Origin of the sequence: Marinomonas shanghaiensis (assembly GCF_003259175.1) — a bacterium.
GTDB classification, from domain to species: domain Bacteria; phylum Pseudomonadota; class Gammaproteobacteria; order Pseudomonadales; family Marinomonadaceae; genus Marinomonas; species Marinomonas shanghaiensis.
This window is the reverse complement of the sequence record NZ_QGOK01000010.1, coordinates 143,510-160,922: the sequence shown is the minus strand read 5'-3', so window position 1 is coordinate 160,922 and position 17,413 is coordinate 143,510. Positions and strand designations below refer to the sequence as shown.

At 45.3% G+C, this 17,413-nt stretch carries 15 protein-coding genes and 1 riboswitch; of the genes, 10 read left to right on the top strand and 5 right to left on the bottom strand.

Features of this window, described 5'->3' with window-relative positions:
• Positions 1-56: 56 nt before the first annotated feature.
• Positions 57-695 (bottom strand): class I SAM-dependent methyltransferase, encoded by a 639-nt coding sequence (locus tag DKT73_RS09525; RefSeq protein ID WP_111638322.1) that lies wholly within the window; start codon positions 693-695, stop codon positions 57-59.
• A gap of 170 nt (positions 696-865) precedes the next feature.
• On the opposite strand from DKT73_RS09525, the gene DKT73_RS09520 reads away from it, so the two are divergent.
• The 3 genes from DKT73_RS09520 (at position 866) to DKT73_RS09510 (ending at position 2,809) form a co-directional block, all read left to right on the top strand.
• Positions 866-1,060 (top strand): DUF2496 domain-containing protein, encoded by a 195-nt coding sequence (locus tag DKT73_RS09520; protein WP_111638321.1) that lies wholly within the window; start codon positions 866-868, stop codon positions 1,058-1,060.
• Between the two features lie 81 nt (positions 1,061-1,141).
• Positions 1,142-1,501 (top strand): DUF1304 domain-containing protein, encoded by a 360-nt coding sequence (locus DKT73_RS09515; protein ID WP_111638320.1) that lies wholly within the window; start codon positions 1,142-1,144, stop codon positions 1,499-1,501.
• A gap of 66 nt (positions 1,502-1,567) precedes the next feature.
• Positions 1,568-2,809 (top strand): leucine-rich repeat-containing protein kinase family protein, encoded by a 1,242-nt coding sequence (locus DKT73_RS09510; protein WP_111638319.1) that lies wholly within the window; start codon positions 1,568-1,570, stop codon positions 2,807-2,809.
• Positions 2,810-2,904: 95 nt separating this feature from the next.
• Here the strand turns inward: DKT73_RS09510 and DKT73_RS09505 are convergent, their stop codons facing one another.
• Positions 2,905-3,393 carry a 6,7-dimethyl-8-ribityllumazine synthase gene (locus tag DKT73_RS09505; protein ID WP_111638318.1) on the bottom strand — a complete coding sequence of 163 codons (489 nt, stop codon included), beginning with the start codon at positions 3,391-3,393 and terminating at the stop codon, positions 2,905-2,907.
• 120 nt (positions 3,394-3,513) lie between these two features.
• Positions 3,514-3,674, bottom strand: a riboswitch (FMN riboswitch).
• 273 nt (positions 3,675-3,947) lie between these two features.
• On the opposite strand from DKT73_RS09505, the gene DKT73_RS09500 reads away from it, so the two are divergent.
• The 6 genes from DKT73_RS09500 (at position 3,948) to DKT73_RS09475 (ending at position 12,665) form a co-directional block, all read left to right on the top strand.
• On the top strand, positions 3,948-4,313 hold the full coding sequence (locus DKT73_RS09500; protein WP_111638317.1) for an MliC family protein: 366 nt from the start codon (positions 3,948-3,950) through the stop codon (positions 4,311-4,313).
• 118 nt (positions 4,314-4,431) lie between these two features.
• Entirely contained in the window at positions 4,432-5,208 is a 777-nt protein-coding gene (cobJ, locus tag DKT73_RS09495) for a precorrin-3B C(17)-methyltransferase (RefSeq protein ID WP_111638316.1), read from the top strand.
• Between the two features lie 47 nt (positions 5,209-5,255).
• Positions 5,256-6,029, top strand: coding sequence for a precorrin-4 C(11)-methyltransferase (cobM, locus tag DKT73_RS09490; protein ID WP_111638315.1), 774 nt, complete (start codon positions 5,256-5,258; stop codon positions 6,027-6,029).
• A gap of 38 nt (positions 6,030-6,067) precedes the next feature.
• Positions 6,068-7,150, top strand: coding sequence for a cobalamin biosynthesis protein CobW (gene cobW, locus DKT73_RS09485; protein ID WP_111638314.1), 1,083 nt, complete (start codon positions 6,068-6,070; stop codon positions 7,148-7,150).
• Positions 7,151-7,434: 284 nt separating this feature from the next.
• Positions 7,435-11,352, top strand: coding sequence for a cobaltochelatase subunit CobN (gene cobN, locus DKT73_RS09480; RefSeq protein WP_111638353.1), 3,918 nt, complete (start codon positions 7,435-7,437; stop codon positions 11,350-11,352).
• Between the two features lie 83 nt (positions 11,353-11,435).
• Entirely contained in the window at positions 11,436-12,665 is a 1,230-nt protein-coding gene (locus tag DKT73_RS09475; RefSeq protein WP_111638313.1) for a sirohydrochlorin chelatase, read from the top strand.
• Positions 12,666-12,767: 102 nt separating this feature from the next.
• On the opposite strand, the gene DKT73_RS09470 is transcribed toward DKT73_RS09475, so the two are convergent.
• The 3 genes from DKT73_RS09470 to nspC form a co-directional block, all read right to left on the bottom strand.
• Positions 12,768-13,916 carry a hypothetical protein gene (locus DKT73_RS09470; protein ID WP_111638312.1) on the bottom strand — a complete coding sequence of 383 codons (1,149 nt, stop codon included), beginning with the start codon at positions 13,914-13,916 and terminating at the stop codon, positions 12,768-12,770.
• Between the two features lie 163 nt (positions 13,917-14,079).
• Positions 14,080-15,318 (bottom strand): saccharopine dehydrogenase family protein, encoded by a 1,239-nt coding sequence (locus DKT73_RS09465; RefSeq protein ID WP_111638311.1) that lies wholly within the window; start codon positions 15,316-15,318, stop codon positions 14,080-14,082.
• Between the two features lie 37 nt (positions 15,319-15,355).
• Entirely contained in the window at positions 15,356-16,453 is a 1,098-nt protein-coding gene (gene nspC, locus DKT73_RS09460; RefSeq protein WP_111638310.1) for a carboxynorspermidine decarboxylase, read from the bottom strand.
• 327 nt (positions 16,454-16,780) lie between these two features.
• Here nspC and DKT73_RS09455 point away from each other — a divergent pair, with 327 nt between their 5' ends.
• The gene (locus DKT73_RS09455) at positions 16,781-17,362 is read left to right on the top strand and encodes an NnrU family protein (protein WP_111638309.1); all 582 of its coding nucleotides are present in this window, start codon (positions 16,781-16,783) and stop codon (positions 17,360-17,362) included.
• Positions 17,363-17,413 lie beyond the last annotated feature (51 nt).

The following is a 17,413-nucleotide window of genomic DNA, read 5'->3' as shown; positions in this document are numbered from 1 at the left end:
CCCAGAAAAAACCTAGGGTAGACAGTCTAATCTAGGGCTATTCAACCTTATATTCGCTAAGCTTGAATACGCCACACACTTTCCTCAAAAACATTGTGTCCTTGTTCTTTGTAGAGAGGGGTGGTTTGCGCTAAATTCTCGGACGCAATTCTTTGAATTTTATTTCCCCACAGTGCCGTTATGCTTTCTTCTTCGACCGAGAATGGTGGTCCCTGTGTGTCGCCATCATACTGTAATGAAATCAGCAATAAGCTGGCAGTAGAAGACATACGCCCAAGAGTGTGTGTGACATATTCAGCGCGTCTTGAGTCTGGCATGGCGATCATGGCGGCGCGATCGTAGCAAGCATCAAATTCGCTCTCAGTGAAAAGGAAATAATCGCCTTCAACAATGCGCAGTGGTAAGCCATTCACTGTGTGGATTTTTAGCTCACCTTGTTGATGGGTGTCATAACTTAAATCGTTATCACCTAGAAATTGAATGACTGCTAAGGAAGACAGTTCAACGCCCGTGACCTGATAGCCTTGTTCCGCCAACCAGATCATGTCATTGGACTTGCCACACAAAGGCACAAGAACGCTACTGCCTTTTGGTAATATGGGCCAAAACTCAATCAGTTTAGGATTGACACCTTCTTGGTGAAAGCCGATACGTCCCGTTTTCCATCGATCTAACCAAAATTCATTTGTAATCACGGTAACCTCGTTAAATTAGGCTTGTTTATGTTCGATGTGTATTGTATTTGTCTTATTTACGCTGAACAATTGATAATGCCAAAAGCCATTATAGACGGCAAAATGGTTTTTCACGGACTATTTAGTGTATTTTACCTATATATTATTGCCGTTTTTCGCATGGAGTTTTTATGTCTTTAGACCAAGCGCCAGATCATATCAAATTGGCTGTTGATCTTATTGCGTTATTGGAAAGTCACGATATTGAACCCAGTGTCGCCGTAGGTGCGCTGACCATTGCGCTGCAAGATTTCCAGCAAAAACTTGCGCAACTAGATGAAAAATCTAACGTGCTTGATGAAGTAGACCAGGATAGAGCAAAATAGTTTCTCTGTTTCTTGATTGCAATGAGATAAGAGACTGGGGAAAGTTTGCTTAATGGGATAAAAATAAGAAGGAGAGAGGGTATGGAGTTAATCGCAACGTTAGCCACGGTTTTTGTCGCATTCTTGCATTTCTACATCATGTATATTGAGATGTTTCTTTGGGATACGCCTAAAGGCATGAAGATCTTTGGGTTGAAGCCAGACTTTGCTAAAGCAAGTAAGGTGATGGCAGCGAATCAGGGACTTTACAATGGCTTTCTTGCTGTGGGCTTGTTGTGGGGGTTGTGGCTTGGTGACGGGGGGGCACACGTAACGATTTTCTTTTTACTCTGTGTGGGTGTCGCTGGCGTGTATGGTGCCATTACTTCAAGCAAAAAGATTTTATTTATACAAGGTTTGCCGGCAATGATTGCACTGATTGCGGTGCTATTAGCGAGATAAAAGTCACCATCCTATACCCTTAATTGGTTATAATGTGTGTAAATTTTCATTACAAAGAGTTTTATTTTGCACACACTCGACCAGCTTAACCGTGGAGAGCTGAAAGGCGTAGTTCGCTTACAGTTATCGGATAATTTAACGACTTTCCCTGAGGCTATTTTTGATCTGGCTGACAGTCTAGAAATTTTAGATTTGTCGAATAATAAGCTAAGTGAATTACCCGCGGACCTCTCGCGTCTCACAAAACTTCGTATAGTGTTTTGCTCGAATAATTGTTTTACTCATTTGCCAGAAGCGTTAGGACGATGTGAAAACTTGGAGATGATCGGGTTTAAAAGTAACCAAATCACTCGTGTCTCATCGGATTCGTTACCGACCTTAACGCGTTGGCTCATTCTTACGGATAACAAAATAACGTCGTTACCAAAAGACTTTGGCAGATTGACGCGATTGCAAAAACTGGCATTGGCTGGTAACCGTTTAACGACACTTCCCGACTCCATCGTAAACTGCCGTAATCTAGAGTTGATTCGTTTGTCGGCTAATCAGCTGGCGGCTTTTCCTGATGTTTTATTAACGCTACCTCGTTTGGCTTGGTTAGCATTTTCTGGTAATCCATTTTGTGCTGCACGTGATCCCCATAATGAATTTAAGACAGTGCCATTTCGAGACTTAGAGTTACATCAGGTTTTAGGGCAGGGCGCATCTGGCGTTATTTCCCTCGCAACATGGCGAGAAAACCCCTTTCATTTTTCAGACTCTGTTGCTGTAAAAGTATTTAAAGGTGAGGTGACCAGTGACGGTTATCCACAAGATGAACTGGATGCATGTCTTGCCGTTGGCAGTCATAAAAACTTGGTTCGCCCTCTTGCTAAGGTGGCAGAGGTGGATTGCTCAGCTCTCGTAATGGAGTTAATTCCTGCCCATTATACAAATTTAGGGCAACCGCCCAGTTTGGCGTCTTGCACACGAGATACTTTTGCACAAGACCAGCAATTTTCAGTTGATAAAATTGCCCGAATTATTGAGCAAGTAGATCAGTTAGTCGCATATTTTTGTGAGAAAAAGGTCAGTCACGGAGATCTTTATGCTCACAATACCTTGATCAACGAAGAAGGACATGTGTTGTTTGGTGATTTTGGGGCGGCCTCAAGATACGGCAATTTATCCCTTCAACAGCAGCAAGGCATCGAGCAAATTGAACGCCGAGCGTTAGGTTTTTTTATTGATGATATGTTGGGGTTATGTGTTGAGGCGGATAGGAAGAGTGATCTTTATATCTCGCTAAGATCTCATGCTTTTTCTTAGCACATTCTCTTAGTGTGTATCGTTAAAATAAAAACGCCTCGTATCATCTGAGATACGAGGCGTTTTGACGACTTTGGTGCCTGTTAAGCTAATGCTTATCGCATTTGTTTGGCTTTTTCTGTCAAGCGAATGGTTTGATCGCAGGCATTTGCCAGCTCAATTCCCTTCTTAACAAAATGACGGCTAAAGTAGTCTTTATGTTCGTCGTGTTCATGGAAGTTATGTGGTGTCAGCACCGCGGTAAGAACCGGTACTTCTGTTTCCAATTGGACTTGCATTAGGGCATTGCAGATGGTTGAGGCAACAAAGTCATGACGATAAATACCGCCATCCACAACCAATGCCGTGCCAGCAATCGCGGAATACTGTCCGCTTTTAGCAAGCAGTTTTGCTTGTAGGGGAATTTCGTAGCCGCCAGGTACGGGAATGATGTCTATTAATGACGCATCGTAACCACGAGCTACAAGCTCTTTTGTGAAGCCTTCTACGCAATTCAGCACGATTTCGGTGTGCCAAGAAGCATGCAGAATAGCGATGCGTTTTGTTGCTGGAGTGAATTCAATATTCGTTGAGCTCTGATTCATTTTTTAATCCTAAATATCTAAGGTGAATCAGGGCGAACGGGCAGGCAAATACACCACGTTTAAATGGCATACCTTTGTTGGGCACCGCAAAAAATACGGTACTCTAATAGGTTTTGTCTGACGCGCTCTCTATCATCCGGACTATGACCGTCGGCTCTGGAGTTACACCAGATCTGCTGACCCTAAAAGAAAATATCTAAAAGGCGCTCGCGGGCTTAGGCTGTTGTTTAAAAATAGCCTTTACCGCCGGTGGGGAATTTCACCCCGCCCCGAGAACGAAGTCGGATATGTCCGACGCAGGAAATATACTCGTTTTTGTCCTTAACTGTCAAAGTCTCTGATCGTCTCAATTGTGGTGATTTTGTGACAATGTATCGGTTTATTCGCCAATAAGAAGCGATTATTCACATAAAGCAACCCATCAGAATCGCGGTGGTTGATCTTATTTTCTGGCTAGAGGTCGAAGGGAGTGTTAAAATTCATGTTACTTATTATAACCATCACTCAGAAAATAAGTGGACTGGAACAAGTGGTTCTAGAATGGAGTCTCGAAAATGCGTATAAAAAAAACCGTGTTACCCAACGCCCTAGTGGTTATTTCTTTTTTTGGTTTAGTGGCTTGTAGTTCTGTAGGAACGAATATCGACTCTGACGATGAAGTTTATGAAGCTGAAAACACCATACAAACCAATTCTGCTGTTTATAACTGCAATGGTAAACCGTTAGCCATTCTTTTTCACGCAGATCAAGCGCAATTATCTTGGCAGAAAAAAGAGTATCAGCTAACTCAAGCCGTGAGTGCTTCCGGCGCTTCTTATTTGGGAGAAGGTGTGTCTTTCTGGATTCACTCCGATGAAGCCATGCTTGAGCTACGGGATATGAAAAAACTCCAGTGTCAGCTTGTGCGTGTTGAATCTTAGTGTTGCTCCTGAAAAGCGTTCATTCTAAATCGTGGTGTTTTCATCTCGTCCGCTTTGTAATCCGTGTACAATGGTCTTATTCGCGTCTTGTGGCGCTTGATTAGATTGTAGAGAGTGCATGAGCAAGTTATTTGTAATGGGTATGGGGCCTGGCGATCTCGGTTTGGTAGCGCCCAATGCCACGACAGCATTAGCTGTCTGCAGTGATTGGGTTGCCTATGGCTATTATTTAGATTTACTTGGTGAGCTGAGTGAAGGTAAGACGTTTCATGACTTGCCCCTAGGTGAAGAGATTGGGCGTGCCCGCTTAGCGCTTAATTTGGCAGCGCAAGGTAAAAATACCGCGTTGATTTCCAGTGGTGATATTGGCATTTATGCCATGGCCACCTTGGTATTTGAATTGCTTGATATGCAGTTACAAAGCAAAGAGAATCACCCTGAATGGCTGGATGTAGACATAGAAGTTATTCCAGGTATTTCAGCGATGCAAGCGGGAGCGAGCCGAGTCGGCGCTATGTTGGGGCACGATTTTTGTACCATTTCACTGTCTGATTTGTTGACCCCTTGGGAAACCATTGATAAGCGCTTACATGCCTGTGGTGCAGGTGATTTTGTGGTGTCTTTTTATAATCCTGTGTCAAAAAAACGCGATTGGCAATTGAATCACGCGCGTGATGTCTTATTGCAATATCGTCCTGCCAGCACCCCTGTGATGATTGGTCGTCAGCTCACTCGTCCAGAAGAAGAAATTACCTTTACGACATTGGGTGAATTAGACGCCAAAGACGTAGATATGTTCACCATGGTCAGTGTCGGGAACTCGGATAGCAAACACATAGTCAATGGTCAGAAGCATTGGATTTATACGCCGCGTGGCTACTCTAAGAAGCTGTAAGAGCGCTGATATAGGCTTTAGCTTGTGATAAAAGGTAAGAGAAATAAATGAAAGTTTACTTTATTGGCGCAGGCCCTGGCGATCCAGATTTGATGACGGTGAAAGCCGTTAAGACCATGGAGCGCTGCCCAATTGTTCTTTATGCGGGTTCTTTGATTCCCCCACAAGTAATAGACAGTGTTCGTGGTTCTGCGCAAGCGATATACGACACCGCCGAAATGAACTTGGATGAAACCACAGCCGTTATCGAAAAAGCGGCGCAAGAAGGCAAAGATGTTGCTCGTTTGCAGTCTGGCGATCCGGCTTTGTACGGTGCGATTGGCGAACAAATTCGTCGCTTGGAAGCTCTGAATATTGATTACGAAGTGATACCAGGGGTCAGTGCTGTTGCCGCCTCGGCCGCGTTGTTACGCAAAGAGTTGACTTTATCGGGCGTTTCTCAAACGGTCATCATGACGCGCTATGAAGGTAAAACACCTTTTCCTGAAAGGGAGCGTTTGCCTGCGCTAGCACAGAGTGGCGCCACGTTAGCGATTCATCTTGGTATTACGCGTATCCATAAAATTGTTGAAGAGCTGATTCCACATTACGGTGAGGATTGCCCTGTTGCGGTGTGTTATCGCACCAGTTGGCCTGATCAAGATTATGTGGTGGGAACCTTGGCAGATATTGTCGCCAAAGTAAGAGAGAAAAAATTTACTCGTACCAGTTTGATATTGGTCGGGAAGGTATTAGACACGGAAGATTTTGCGGATTCTTATTTATACGATAAAGGACAAGCGCACATCTTTCGTAAGATACATAAGCCTAAAAAAATCTAGTGTAAACAGACTTTCCCTCAAAGTAAGAAGGATGAATCATGCAATTGAATAAAATTCCAACAACAATTGTGACTGGCTTTTTGGGCAGTGGTAAAACAACGTTATTATCCAATGTGCTAAAACAAGCCGCAGGCAAGCGTATTGCGGTGATCGTCAATGAGTTTGGTGAGCTGGATATTGATTCGGACCTACTGCGCTCTTGTCCTCTTGATTGCCCAGAAGGGGTTGAAGAGGGAAGCCAGCGCAGCGACGACGGTTTTTATGAGCTGGCGAATGGTTGTATTTGCTGCACTGTAGAAGAAGAGTTTTTACCTGTCATGCAGCAGTTGGTTGCTCGCCGAGGTGATATTGACCATATCCTGATCGAAACCAGTGGCTTGGCGTTACCTAAGCCGCTCGTTCAGGCTTTTAACTGGCCGGGTATAAAAGAGCATTGTACCGTTGATGCGGTCATTACCGTTGTTGATGGTGCGGCCGTGGCGGCGGGGCGTTTTGCTCATGACGAAGACAAGGTGCAAGCACAACGTCTAGCGGATGAGAGTTTGGATCATGATCCAAGCCTGCAAGAATTACTGGATGATCAGCTCAGTGCCGCGGATCTGGTGGTGGTGAGTAAAAACGACTTACTTAATGACGAAGAACGTGCACGCGTGCAAGCCATTATTGCTCATGAAGTACCCAGCACAGTGAAAACCGTGTATATCGAAAATGGCGAGGCGGCATTGGATGTTTTGTTAGGCATTGACGCAGCAACAGAAAGCCGAATCGATGAGGTGCATAACCATCACGACCATCATCATGCTCATGGTGCCCATCACGACCACGCTCACGATCATTTTGATTCTTTTGTTGTGACATTGGGTGAAGTGCAATCTGATCTTTTGCAAGAAACCCTGACTCAGCTGGTTGAAGAGCACAACATTTTTCGTATTAAAGGTTTTGCTGCCGTTCACGGCAAACCAATGCGCCAAGTGTTTCAAGTGGTTGGCACGCGTTTAGATCGTTACTTTGACCGTTTATGGCAGCCAGAAGAAGTGCGCAAAACACAGTTGGTGTTCATCGGTAAGGGCATTAGTAAAGAGAACATCGAAGGTATTTTACACGATGCACTGAGTGCTTGATGGCGGCTACTGCGCTTGCTTTTAGTCATCCCAGTCGTTCTTTTGTAGGTCGTGGCTTTAGCCTACAATTGTTTGATTTATATTGTTTTTTTGTAGGTCGTGCTTTAGCGCGTCAAGGGTTTTGGTTTGGTGTTATCAGGTTTTTGACGGCCTAAAGGCCAACCTACAGGAGATTACCTTTAGCGACGACCTCGAAGGCGGGAATCAATCTCTTAATTTTAAACTTGTGGATTCCCACCTTCGCGGGAATGACAGGTAAGTACAAAAAAGAAGCTGGAGAAACCGTGCATTTATTAGCAGCCAAACCGGGTGGCTTTGTTGACGATGAAGGGATTGTTGATCTTGGGCAAACTCCAGCAGAGTTGGTTATTCTGGCGGCTGCGGATAGTGTGCTCGGTTCACTTGGCAGTGCGCTTGATCAAATTGTTTCTCTTCATCGTGCCAATGATGAATGGGAAAACGTGCGACTACCGACTGTTCGCCTTGCTAATTGGATGCAGCTGGTTAAACCCGCGGCTTACGATTTATATGAGCACAAGGTGCTTGATCATGCCAACGTCGTGGTGGTTTCACTGCTTGGCGGTGAGCATTATTGGGCGTATGGCTTTCAGCGCTTGCAAGAATGGGCGAAAGCAAAAGCCAGCCGCATTTTAATCGTGGTATCCGGTGACGACTCCCATGACCCTTTGTTAACGAATGTCTCCACCGCGACACCAGAAGATTGCCATCGAGTATGGCGGTATCTACGTGAAAGCGGGCAAGTTAACGCCCAACAATTGTTTTATTTCCTTTCTGATCGCTACTTTGCCTTGTCTTATGCGTGGCAAGAGCCAGCGCCTTTGGCGAGCGCGCTGATTTATCATGCTGGTCATTCGTCTGGCTTTACCCAGTGGCAAAGCCACTATATGGATGAATTAGCACAAAGTCGCCCTGTTGCCATCTTGGTGTTTTACCGTTCTCATTTACAAAGCGGAAACACCGACATGTTTGACGGCTTGATTGAGATTATCGAACAAGAAGGTTTGGTACCCTTGGCGGTGGCGGTGAATTCTCTCAAAGATGATGTGTCGGTTGGCTTGATAGAATCGCTGGTGGAGCGCACCCAAGCCAAGGTCATTTTAAACACGACTGGTTTTGCTGCCAATCGGGTGGGTAGCCCAGATTTGGCCTCTGAACCGACGGATTTTCAATCGGCTTTTGCGTCACCGATTCCCGTGTTGCAGTTGATTTTGTCTGGCAGTACTGAAGAAGATTGGCTCGCCCAAACTCAAGGCTTGCGTAGCCGAGATGTAGCCATGCAAATCGTTTTGCCAGAAATGGATGGTCGTATCGTGACTCGTGCGGTGAGTTTTAAAGCTTTGAGTCATTATAACGACATTGCTCAAGTCGATTTAGTACGCTATGAGCTGCACGAAGAGCGGGCACGCTTTGTCGCTCAACTTGCCAAACGTTTTGCTAATTTAGCCAGCAAACCCAATCATGAAAAACGCATTGCCTTTGTTCTCGCCAACTACCCAACCAAAGACGGTCGTATTGGCAATGGCGTGGGCTTGGATACGCCCGCTTCTGCGGTGAACTTATTAAACGCCTTAGAAGTTGCGGGTTATCCGATTGAGCATATTCCTGCGCACGGTAATGCTTTGATCGAAGCGTTGTTGGGGGCAGTGACGAATAATCCCAATACTTTGCATGAAAGAGGGTGTTGGCAAAGTCTCGCCTTGGAAGACTACTTACATTACTTTTATCAACTGCCATTAGAATGCCAAAACGCCGTTTGGGACCGCTGGGGGCCACCGGAAGATGACCACAAATGCCGCGAGCAAAATGGTCAGCGACGTATCATGTTGGCTGGGATTCGGCTTGGCGAAACCTTTGTGGGGATTCAGCCGGCCCGTGGTTTTAATTTGGATCTCGCGGCAAACTATCATGACCCTGATTTGATTCCGCCCCATAGCTATTTGGCGTTCTATTTTTGGTTGCGTCATGTCTATCAAGTGGATGCTTTTGTGCATGTGGGCAAACATGGCAACCTTGAATGGTTACCGGGTAAGGGCACGGCTTTATCTGAATCGTGCTGGCCCGATATCGCTCTTGGTCCGATGCCGCATTTTTATCCTTTCATTGTCAATGACCCTGGTGAAGGAGCACAAGCCAAACGACGTACACAAGCGGTAATCATTGACCATCTTATGCCGCCGATGACTCGGGCTGAAACGTATGGTGAGATGGCCGAGCTAGAAAACCTTGTTGATGAATACTACCAAGCCATGGGCATGGATGTGCGCCGCGAAACCTGGTTGCGTGAGCAAATCCTTAAAAAAGTTCAAGAATCTCACCTTTTAGAAGAGCTGGCGATTATTGCAAGTGAGGATGCTGAATCCGGCAATGACGATGCGGTCTTGGAGGGGCTTGATACGTATTTATGTGAGATAAAAGAAGCGCAAATTCGTCATGGCTTGCATCGCCTGGGAGAGTTGCCAGAAGACGACAAACTGGCCGATACCTTGGTGGCTTTGTTACGTTTACCTCGTGGCAGTGAGATCACCAGCCAAGGCATTCTCCATGCATTAGTAAAAGACCTTTCATTGGAGCAAGACGATTTTGACCCGATGAAAAGTGAGCGCTCACCTTGGTTAGGCAATAAGCCAGAGCGGTTGCAATCAATGAGTGAACTCGCTTGGCGCACCCACGCGGATACCAAAGAACGCTTGGAGTTATTTGCCAAAACATTGGTATTAAGCCATTTGATTGGTAACGAATCCACAGACGATTTATCTGTCAAACTACCACAAACCGCCACTTTATTAGCGCACAGTAAGAAACGCTTGTTGGTGGCTTTGCAGCAAAGTGCTCACGATGAAATTCAAGCCTTGATAACCGGCTTGGCGGGCGGTTTTATTCCCCCAGGCCCAAGTGGTGCACCAACCCGAGGTCGACTTGATACTTTACCAACAGGGCGTAACTTTTTTTCTGTGGATAATCGTGCGATTCCATCGCCTGCGGCATGGGCGATTGGTCAGAAATCGGCCGAGGCTTTGATTCAGCGACATTTACAAGAACATGGTGATTATCCAAAAGACCTGGGGTTGTCTGTATGGGGCACTGCTACTATGCGTACTGGTGGCGATGATATCGCTCAAGCTTTTGCCTTAATGGGAATTCGCCCAATTTGGGCGCCGGGATCGAACCGCGTGACGGATTTTGAGATTGTATCGTGCATGCAATTAGGTCGGCCTAGAGTGGATGTCACTTTGCGTGTTTCTGGCTTTTTTCGTGATGCGTTTGCGAATGTGATGCGACTGTATGATGCAGCCGTGTTGGCACTGGCTGACTATCAAGAGCCCGGTAATGGCAATGTGATACGCGCCAATGTGGAAGCACGTAAAACCCAATTACTTGCGAAAGGTATGAGTGAAGTCGAGGCGAATCGTCAAGCCACTTACCGTGTGTTCGGAAGCAAACCAGGCGCTTACGGCGCAGGACTGCAAGGTTTGATTGATGAGCGTTGCTGGGATACTAAAGCCGATCTTGCCGAAGCTTATGTAAATTGGGGCGGTTATGCATACGGTTCTTATAGTGATGATGTGAATAGCAAAGGCGTTCATCACAAAATGAGTGGCGAAGGTGTTGAAGCAAAAGACGCCTTTATCGAGCGACTGTCGCAACTGGATGCGGTCGTGCAAAACCAAGATAACCGCGAGCACGATATTCTTGATTCAGACGATTATTATCAATTCCAAGGCGGCATGACCAATGCGGTGACCGAGTTTAGCGGACAAGCGCCGAGTGTCTATCACAGTGACCATTCCAACCCTAGCTCGCCAAAAATTCGTACCTTAAAAGAAGAGCTGAATCGTGTGGTGCGTTCCAGAGTACTGAACCCTAAATGGATCGAAGCCATGCAAACACACGGTTACAAGGGGGCGTTTGAAATGACAGCGACGGTAGATTATTTGTTTGCTTACGATGCGACCACCGATCTGGTAGCGGATTATCAATACGAGCAGGTGACGGATAGATTGCTACTTGATCCAGATAATCAAGCCTTTATGCGTGATAATAACCCCCACGCATTAGAAGAAATGGGTGAACGCTTATTAGAAGCCATACAGCGTGGTATGTGGCAAAATGCCGATACGCATCGAGAAAAAATTCAATCCTTGTTGCTTGATTTAGATCAGCAACAAGAACAACGTCAGTGATCTTGGGCAGAAGAGCGCTGGTAACCTTGCTGTTAGTCGTTACACTCACTATCAGCTAAGACGATTTAAAGTAGAGAGAAATAATGAGTAAGAAAGAAGCGGCCAAAAAGGGCATTATGATTTGTGGTCACGGCAGTCGTGATAAAGACGCAGAGCGTGAGTTTGGTCTGGTGGCGAAGGGGCTTAAAGCGCGCTTTCCGAATCTGCCTGTCGAATATGGATTTCTAGAGTTTTCAGCCCCCAATATTCATATGGGCCTAGACAGCCTTGTCAACCAAGGTGTTGAAGAAATTTATGCGGTACCAGGCATGTTGTTTGCCGCGACACACGCAAAGAATGATATTCCTTCTGTGTTGACCACGTACGAAGAAAAACACCCTGGTTTAAAAGTGACTTATGGTCGTGAATTAGGCTTACAAGATGACATGATTGAGGCCTTTCAGGCGCGTATTTACGAATCGCTTGGTCTTGATCCAGAAAATCCACCAGAGAATATTTATGACACTCTGCTCGTGGTGGTGGGTCGTGGCACCTCGGATACTTCTGCCAACGCCGAAGCCGCAAAGTTAACGCGTATCGTCAATGAGAACATGGGCTTTGGTTGGGCGGATACAGTTTACTCTGGTGTGACTTACCCATCCGTTGGTGTAGGGCTTGAGAAACTCATGAAGCTTGGTTTCAAACGTATTGTTGTGGCGCCATATTTCTTGTTTACGGGTCGTTTGATCAAGCGAATTCAAGGTTATGTTGACAAAGTGGCGCAAGAGCACCCAGAGGTCACGTTTGTTCAGACACCTTACTTGAACGATCATCCTCGTGTTATCGATGCCTTCCAAAACCGTGTTGAAGAGATCATGCAGGGCGAATTACCAACGGGTGAAGAAACGCTAATGAACTCTTTTAAGCGTCGCCTTGCCGCCGGTGAAGTAGATGTGCATCACCACCATGCGGAGTTTGTTGATCCACAGGACGATACCCAAGGTTTGTCTGCGTTTGATCTAAAGCACGCCGTTATTTCAATGGGTGAAGTGCCCAATATCAATGTGTTGAAAAATCACACTCACGACCATGGACACGGTCACAGTCATGATCATAGCCATAGCCATAGCCATTCTCATGGGCATGCCCACGACCACTCCCATGGACACAGTCACGGCGTCTATAAACACATTGGTCATCCAATGGGACCACGCACCATGATTGGCGAAGGTATTTGCTGTTGTTTTATGGGGCAATTTACCCCTGAGATACTTGAAGAAGAGAAAGACAAAATCGACGGTGACTGCACTAAAACCGCCTTTGCTCACCGCTGAGTTCTCTGAGCGACAAGCAGAGTTTTCTTGTGCAAACATGGCCATCTAAAAACGAAAAAGCCAGCTTGTGAGCTGGCTTTTTTTGCGCTAGTTGAGCCTGTTTTATTTTTTGGCTAGGGCATCAGCCAATGCTTTTTTCATGTCTTCTAGATTATTTGTCAGTGTGCTGATTTTTTCTTCTAGTAAAACAGAATAGGTTTTCTGATCTTTTAGTTCTTTACGAAGCTGTTGTTGTGCTTGAATGGACGCTTCTTGACCTTTTAAGTTGGTTTCTATAAAGCTAACCAACGCTTTGCCTTGCTCTTCAAAAGCGAGGTCTCTACGGTCGTCAGCATTAAGCGCATTGCTGATTGAAAGCAACACTTTCTCATAACCGACAATGTAGTCTTCATAATCTTTTGGTTGGATTGTCTTTAGCTTTTTAACAGTCTGGGCGATTTGTTTTGCTCGATTCACTGCAAACATAACGTTTTCACCTTGAAGTTTGATGTCGTCTATCGCTCTTGGCTGTGTTGCAGCAAAAGCTGTTGCCGCAGTCAGTGCTGTCATGGCCTGGGAAAGCGATTTAGGCGCATGTTGAGTCGCGTCTGTTTTCATCAGCTTGTCTAGCGCATTTTTGGCATCAGTAAGGTAAATAGCGGTAACCGTTTTTACTTCAAGTGCACGCATCTTAGCGACGAGAGCTGGTTGTGCGCTGACCGCCGATTGAGCTTTATTACTCGCGATTTGGTCAACAAGTTTTTTTAGGTTGTCTTCCAATTCTTGCGAGGCACCAGGAAAGTATTGTTTCGCATTCAGGGTTTTTAGCTGAGCACGATAGTCAAAGGCTTCTGGTAAGGTTGATTGTGCCTTGGCTTTTAGGTTAACCGCGTTGGTCATGTGCTGGTTAAATGTTTTGATGGCGGTATTTGCAGCCTCAAGATAGGTCGTTGAACCAAAAAAGCTAGTACTAGCGCTCGCTTTAGATGGATCAAATTCAAATTTAGAATAGTGGTCTTTCGCTTCTGCTAATGCCTTCTTCGCTTCTTCTATATCTTGGGTGGCGAACCAAGGCAATTCGTTTTCAGCGCCTTTTGCCAAGCTTTTGTCTGCACTATCAATGGCTTGCTTGAGGTCATTGATCTGAACGATGGTTTGCGAATATTTTGCGTCTGCGGCCAAGTTTGCAGCAGAATCAGGGTTAGATGCACAACCGGCGAGCGTTAGTGAAATCACAGCAGTGAGAGCTGCAATTTTTAGTTGCTGTTTCATTACGAAGTTCCTTTGAGAGAGTATCTCAGGTGGGTGGATTTTGGCGTATTGTATGGACTTTATTGGAATTTCGTAAGTAGAGGAGAGCGAAATAAGAGGGGTATTTATAAGAATAAATTTCAGCGCCCCTCTTGCGGGAAAGGCGCTGATATGAGTGCGTTTATTAAAGGGTAAAAGGGCGGTCGCCGTTCTCATCTTTAATACGAGTTGGCAGCCCCATTTCGTTTAATAAACCTAGAAATGGTTTAGGGTCTAGCTGCTCTACGTTACGCATTTCTTTTGCATCCCATATGCCGTTTGCAACAAGAATGGCAGCAGCAACAGGTGGAACGCCTGCCGTATAAGAGATTCCTTGACTGCCGACTTCGTTGTAAGCGTCTTTGTGGTCAGCGACATTGTAGATAAAGATTTCTTTATCCTGACCGTCTTTTTTCCCTTTGATCACATCTCCAATGCAGGTTTTGCCCGTGTAGGCTGGGGCAAGTGAAGAGGGATCCGGTAAAACGGCTTTGACTACTTTAAGGGGAACAACTTCTAAGCCTTCGGCGGTTTTAACAGGTTGTTCAGATAATAAGCCTAAATTTTTCAGTATCGTGAAGACATTAATATAATGCTCACCGAAGCCCATCCAAAAACGTACGTTTGGCACGTTTAGGTTTTGTGAGAGTGAATGTACTTCGTCATGGCCTGTCATGTAAGTGGTTTGAGAGCCAACGACAGGAAGGTCGTCAGTACGGCTGACTTCAAACATGCTGTTTTCTTGCCATGCGCTGTTTTGCCATGAATAAACACGTCCGGTGAATTCACGGAAGTTAATTTCAGGGTCGAAATTGGTGGCGAAGTATTTACCATGGCTACCAGCGTTCACGTCGATGATATCGATAGAGTCAACGGAGTCTAAGTAGTCGTTATAAGCAAGCGCGGCGTATGCATTGACAACGCCAGGGTCAAAACCCACACCCAGAATGGCGGTGATGCCTTTTTCTTTGCAGGCATCACGACGTTTCCACTCGTAATTGGCGTACCAAGGGGGTGTTTCGCAAATTTTGTTTGGGTCTTCATGGATGGCCGTGTCTAAATAAGCGGCTCCGGTTTCCATGCAAGCTTCCAGAACAGACATATTAACGAAAGCAGAGCCGACGTTAATGACGATTTGGGATTCGGTTTCTTGAATCAATTTAATAGTAGCTGGCACATCAAGAGCGTCTAGGGCGAATGCTTGAATGCGGCCCTCTACCTTCATGCTGCCTTTGTCGAGGACACTGGCTACAATATCGTCGCATTTCGTAACGCTGCGCGAAGCAATTGCGATATTGCCCAGTGTGTCATTGTGTTGGGCGCATTTATGTGCCACAACTCGTGCCACGCCTCCGCCGCCAATAATGAGGACATTTTTTTTCATAGTAACGCTATCTCCAAAGTATTTTGTTGAAACAGAATTAGGATAGATTCTGTTCAAAATCGTTGTAGCCGAATTCCCTGACAAGTTCGATGCTGCCATCCAATTGGCGTATGGCAATAGACGGCATCTTAACACCGTTAAACCAGTTCTTTTTCACCATGGTGTAACCTGCGGCGTCTTGGAAAGAAAGACGGTCGCCCACTTGTAATGCTTTGTCGAATTTAAATTCGCCAAAAATATCGCCAGCTAAACAAGACTTTCCACAAATCATATAGTCGTGTTCGCCATCACAAGGTGCCATTTTGGCGTTTTCACGATAGATCAATAAATCCAGCATATGCGCTTCAATGGAGCTATCGACAACGGCTAAGTTTTTACCGTTAAATAAAGTGTCTAATACAGTGACTTCTAATGTGGTGCTTTTGGTAATACTGGCTTCGCCTGGTTCTAAATAGACCTGAATGCCGTATTTTTCGGAAAATTCTTTTAGGCGCTGGCAGAATTTATCAATAGGGTAGTCGTCACCAGTGAAGTGGATACCTCCCCCTAGGCTGACCCATTGAACTTGTTGGATCAAGTGACCAAAGCGCTCTTCTATAAGAGTGAGCATCTCATCGAAACGGTCAAAGCTGTTGTTCTCACAATTATTGTGGAACATAAAACCAGAGATATCGTTAATCACAGTGGCGATTTTTTCTGGGTCCCATTCACCAAGGCGACTAAAGGGTCTGGCTGGATCGGCAATTAAAAACTCAGAAGTGCTCACTTGTGGGTTAACACGTAGGCCACGGGTTTTGTCTTGACTGGCTTCTTTAAAACGCGTGAACTGACCGATGGAGTTGAAAATGATTTTGTCAGAATGTGCTAACACTTCGCTGATTTCATCGTCAGAATAGGCCACACTGTAGGCATGGGTTTCACCTTGGAATTTTGTTTTTCCAAGCTTCACTTCGTACAAAGACGAGGACGTGGTGCCATCCATATATTCTTGCATTAGGTCAAATACCGACCAAGTCGCAAAGCATTTTAGTGCCAGTAACGATTTAGCGCCGGACTGTTGACGCACATAAGCGATCTTCTCTAAATTCTTCAAAAGAGCCGCTTTATCGATAAGATAATAAGGTGTCTTGATCATGGCAACCTGCCCGTTAGTCAAAACCGTGTATTCTAGAGCAAAGAAGGGGGCTTTTTCTAGCACGAAAACGTTATATTACAGGGCTTTTTGTGACATTTTGACGACTTTTTCCGCTTGCTTGCTGTCATGGTGCTTTTGAGCCTCTCTTTACACCTTAATTGAAGCATTTGAGAAAATTGATTTGAATTAAGAGGGACGATACATAATGAACAATAGGTCTCTTGGTGATTTGGCACTATAATCCGCAACCATTAAAGCAGAGCAATCGGATGATCTGCGTGTAGACCGTGACTGAATTTTTTAAGTGTATGAGAGGAACATCTTGGTATGTTGATTTTAATAATGGGGTTAGTGATTTTCTTTTGTGTGCATTCCGTGCGTTTAGTGGCACCAGAATGGCGTGCATCAAATATGCTGCAAAACGGTGCTATGCGTTGGCTCATACGTTTTGGGATGATTACTTTGTTGGCTACGGCTTTTATTATTATGGGTTATATGCAAATGCGGATGGCACCTGTTTGGTTATGGTTTCCACCTGTGTGGACTCGTCATTTAGCAGGGTTGCTCATGTTGGTCGCGTTGTTTTTTGTGGGTTCGGCTTTGGTGCCAAACACAACCATGAAAAAGAAAGTTGGCTATCCAATGCTTATTGCCGTCAAGATTTGGGCATTTTCTCATTTGATCAGCAACGGTAATTTGGCGGATGTTATTGTATTTGGCAGCTTTTTGATTTGGTCTATTGTCAGTTTTGCTGTTTATCGACGTCGTGATCGAAAAGCAGGCGTGGTACGTGATCAAGAGTCAGGTGTTCAGTTTGACCTAGCGGCCTTTACGTTTGCCATGGTGTCTTGGTTTGTCATGGTGTTTTATTTACATCAGGCTGTTATCGGGGTTTCCCCTTTGGTTTGATATCAGACAATAAAAAATGCCCTGCACAATAAGCAGGGCATTTTTTTATGA

What these genes read in the sequence shown, in the direction of transcription:
- nspC (WP_111638310.1), bottom strand. Translation starts at nt 16,453, where the DNA reads ATGATCAAGACACCTTATTATCTTATCGATAAAGCGGCTCTTTTGAAG.
- DKT73_RS09520 (WP_111638321.1), top strand. Translation starts at nt 866, where the DNA reads ATGTCTTTAGACCAAGCGCCAGATCATATCAAATTGGCTGTTGATCTT.
- DKT73_RS09515 (WP_111638320.1), top strand. Translation starts at nt 1,142, where the DNA reads ATGGAGTTAATCGCAACGTTAGCCACGGTTTTTGTCGCATTCTTGCAT.
- cobJ (WP_111638316.1), top strand. Translation starts at nt 4,432, where the DNA reads ATGAGCAAGTTATTTGTAATGGGTATGGGGCCTGGCGATCTCGGTTTG.
- cobM (WP_111638315.1), top strand. Translation starts at nt 5,256, where the DNA reads ATGAAAGTTTACTTTATTGGCGCAGGCCCTGGCGATCCAGATTTGATG.
- DKT73_RS09465 (WP_111638311.1), bottom strand. Translation starts at nt 15,318, where the DNA reads ATGAAAAAAAATGTCCTCATTATTGGCGGCGGAGGCGTGGCACGAGTT.
- DKT73_RS09500 (WP_111638317.1), top strand. Translation starts at nt 3,948, where the DNA reads ATGCGTATAAAAAAAACCGTGTTACCCAACGCCCTAGTGGTTATTTCT.
- DKT73_RS09505 (WP_111638318.1), bottom strand. Translation starts at nt 3,393, where the DNA reads ATGAATCAGAGCTCAACGAATATTGAATTCACTCCAGCAACAAAACGC.
- cobW (WP_111638314.1), top strand. Translation starts at nt 6,068, where the DNA reads ATGCAATTGAATAAAATTCCAACAACAATTGTGACTGGCTTTTTGGGC.
- DKT73_RS09455 (WP_111638309.1), top strand. Translation starts at nt 16,781, where the DNA reads ATGTTGATTTTAATAATGGGGTTAGTGATTTTCTTTTGTGTGCATTCC.
- DKT73_RS09475 (WP_111638313.1), top strand. Translation starts at nt 11,436, where the DNA reads ATGAGTAAGAAAGAAGCGGCCAAAAAGGGCATTATGATTTGTGGTCAC.
- DKT73_RS09470 (WP_111638312.1), bottom strand. Translation starts at nt 13,916, where the DNA reads ATGAAACAGCAACTAAAAATTGCAGCTCTCACTGCTGTGATTTCACTA.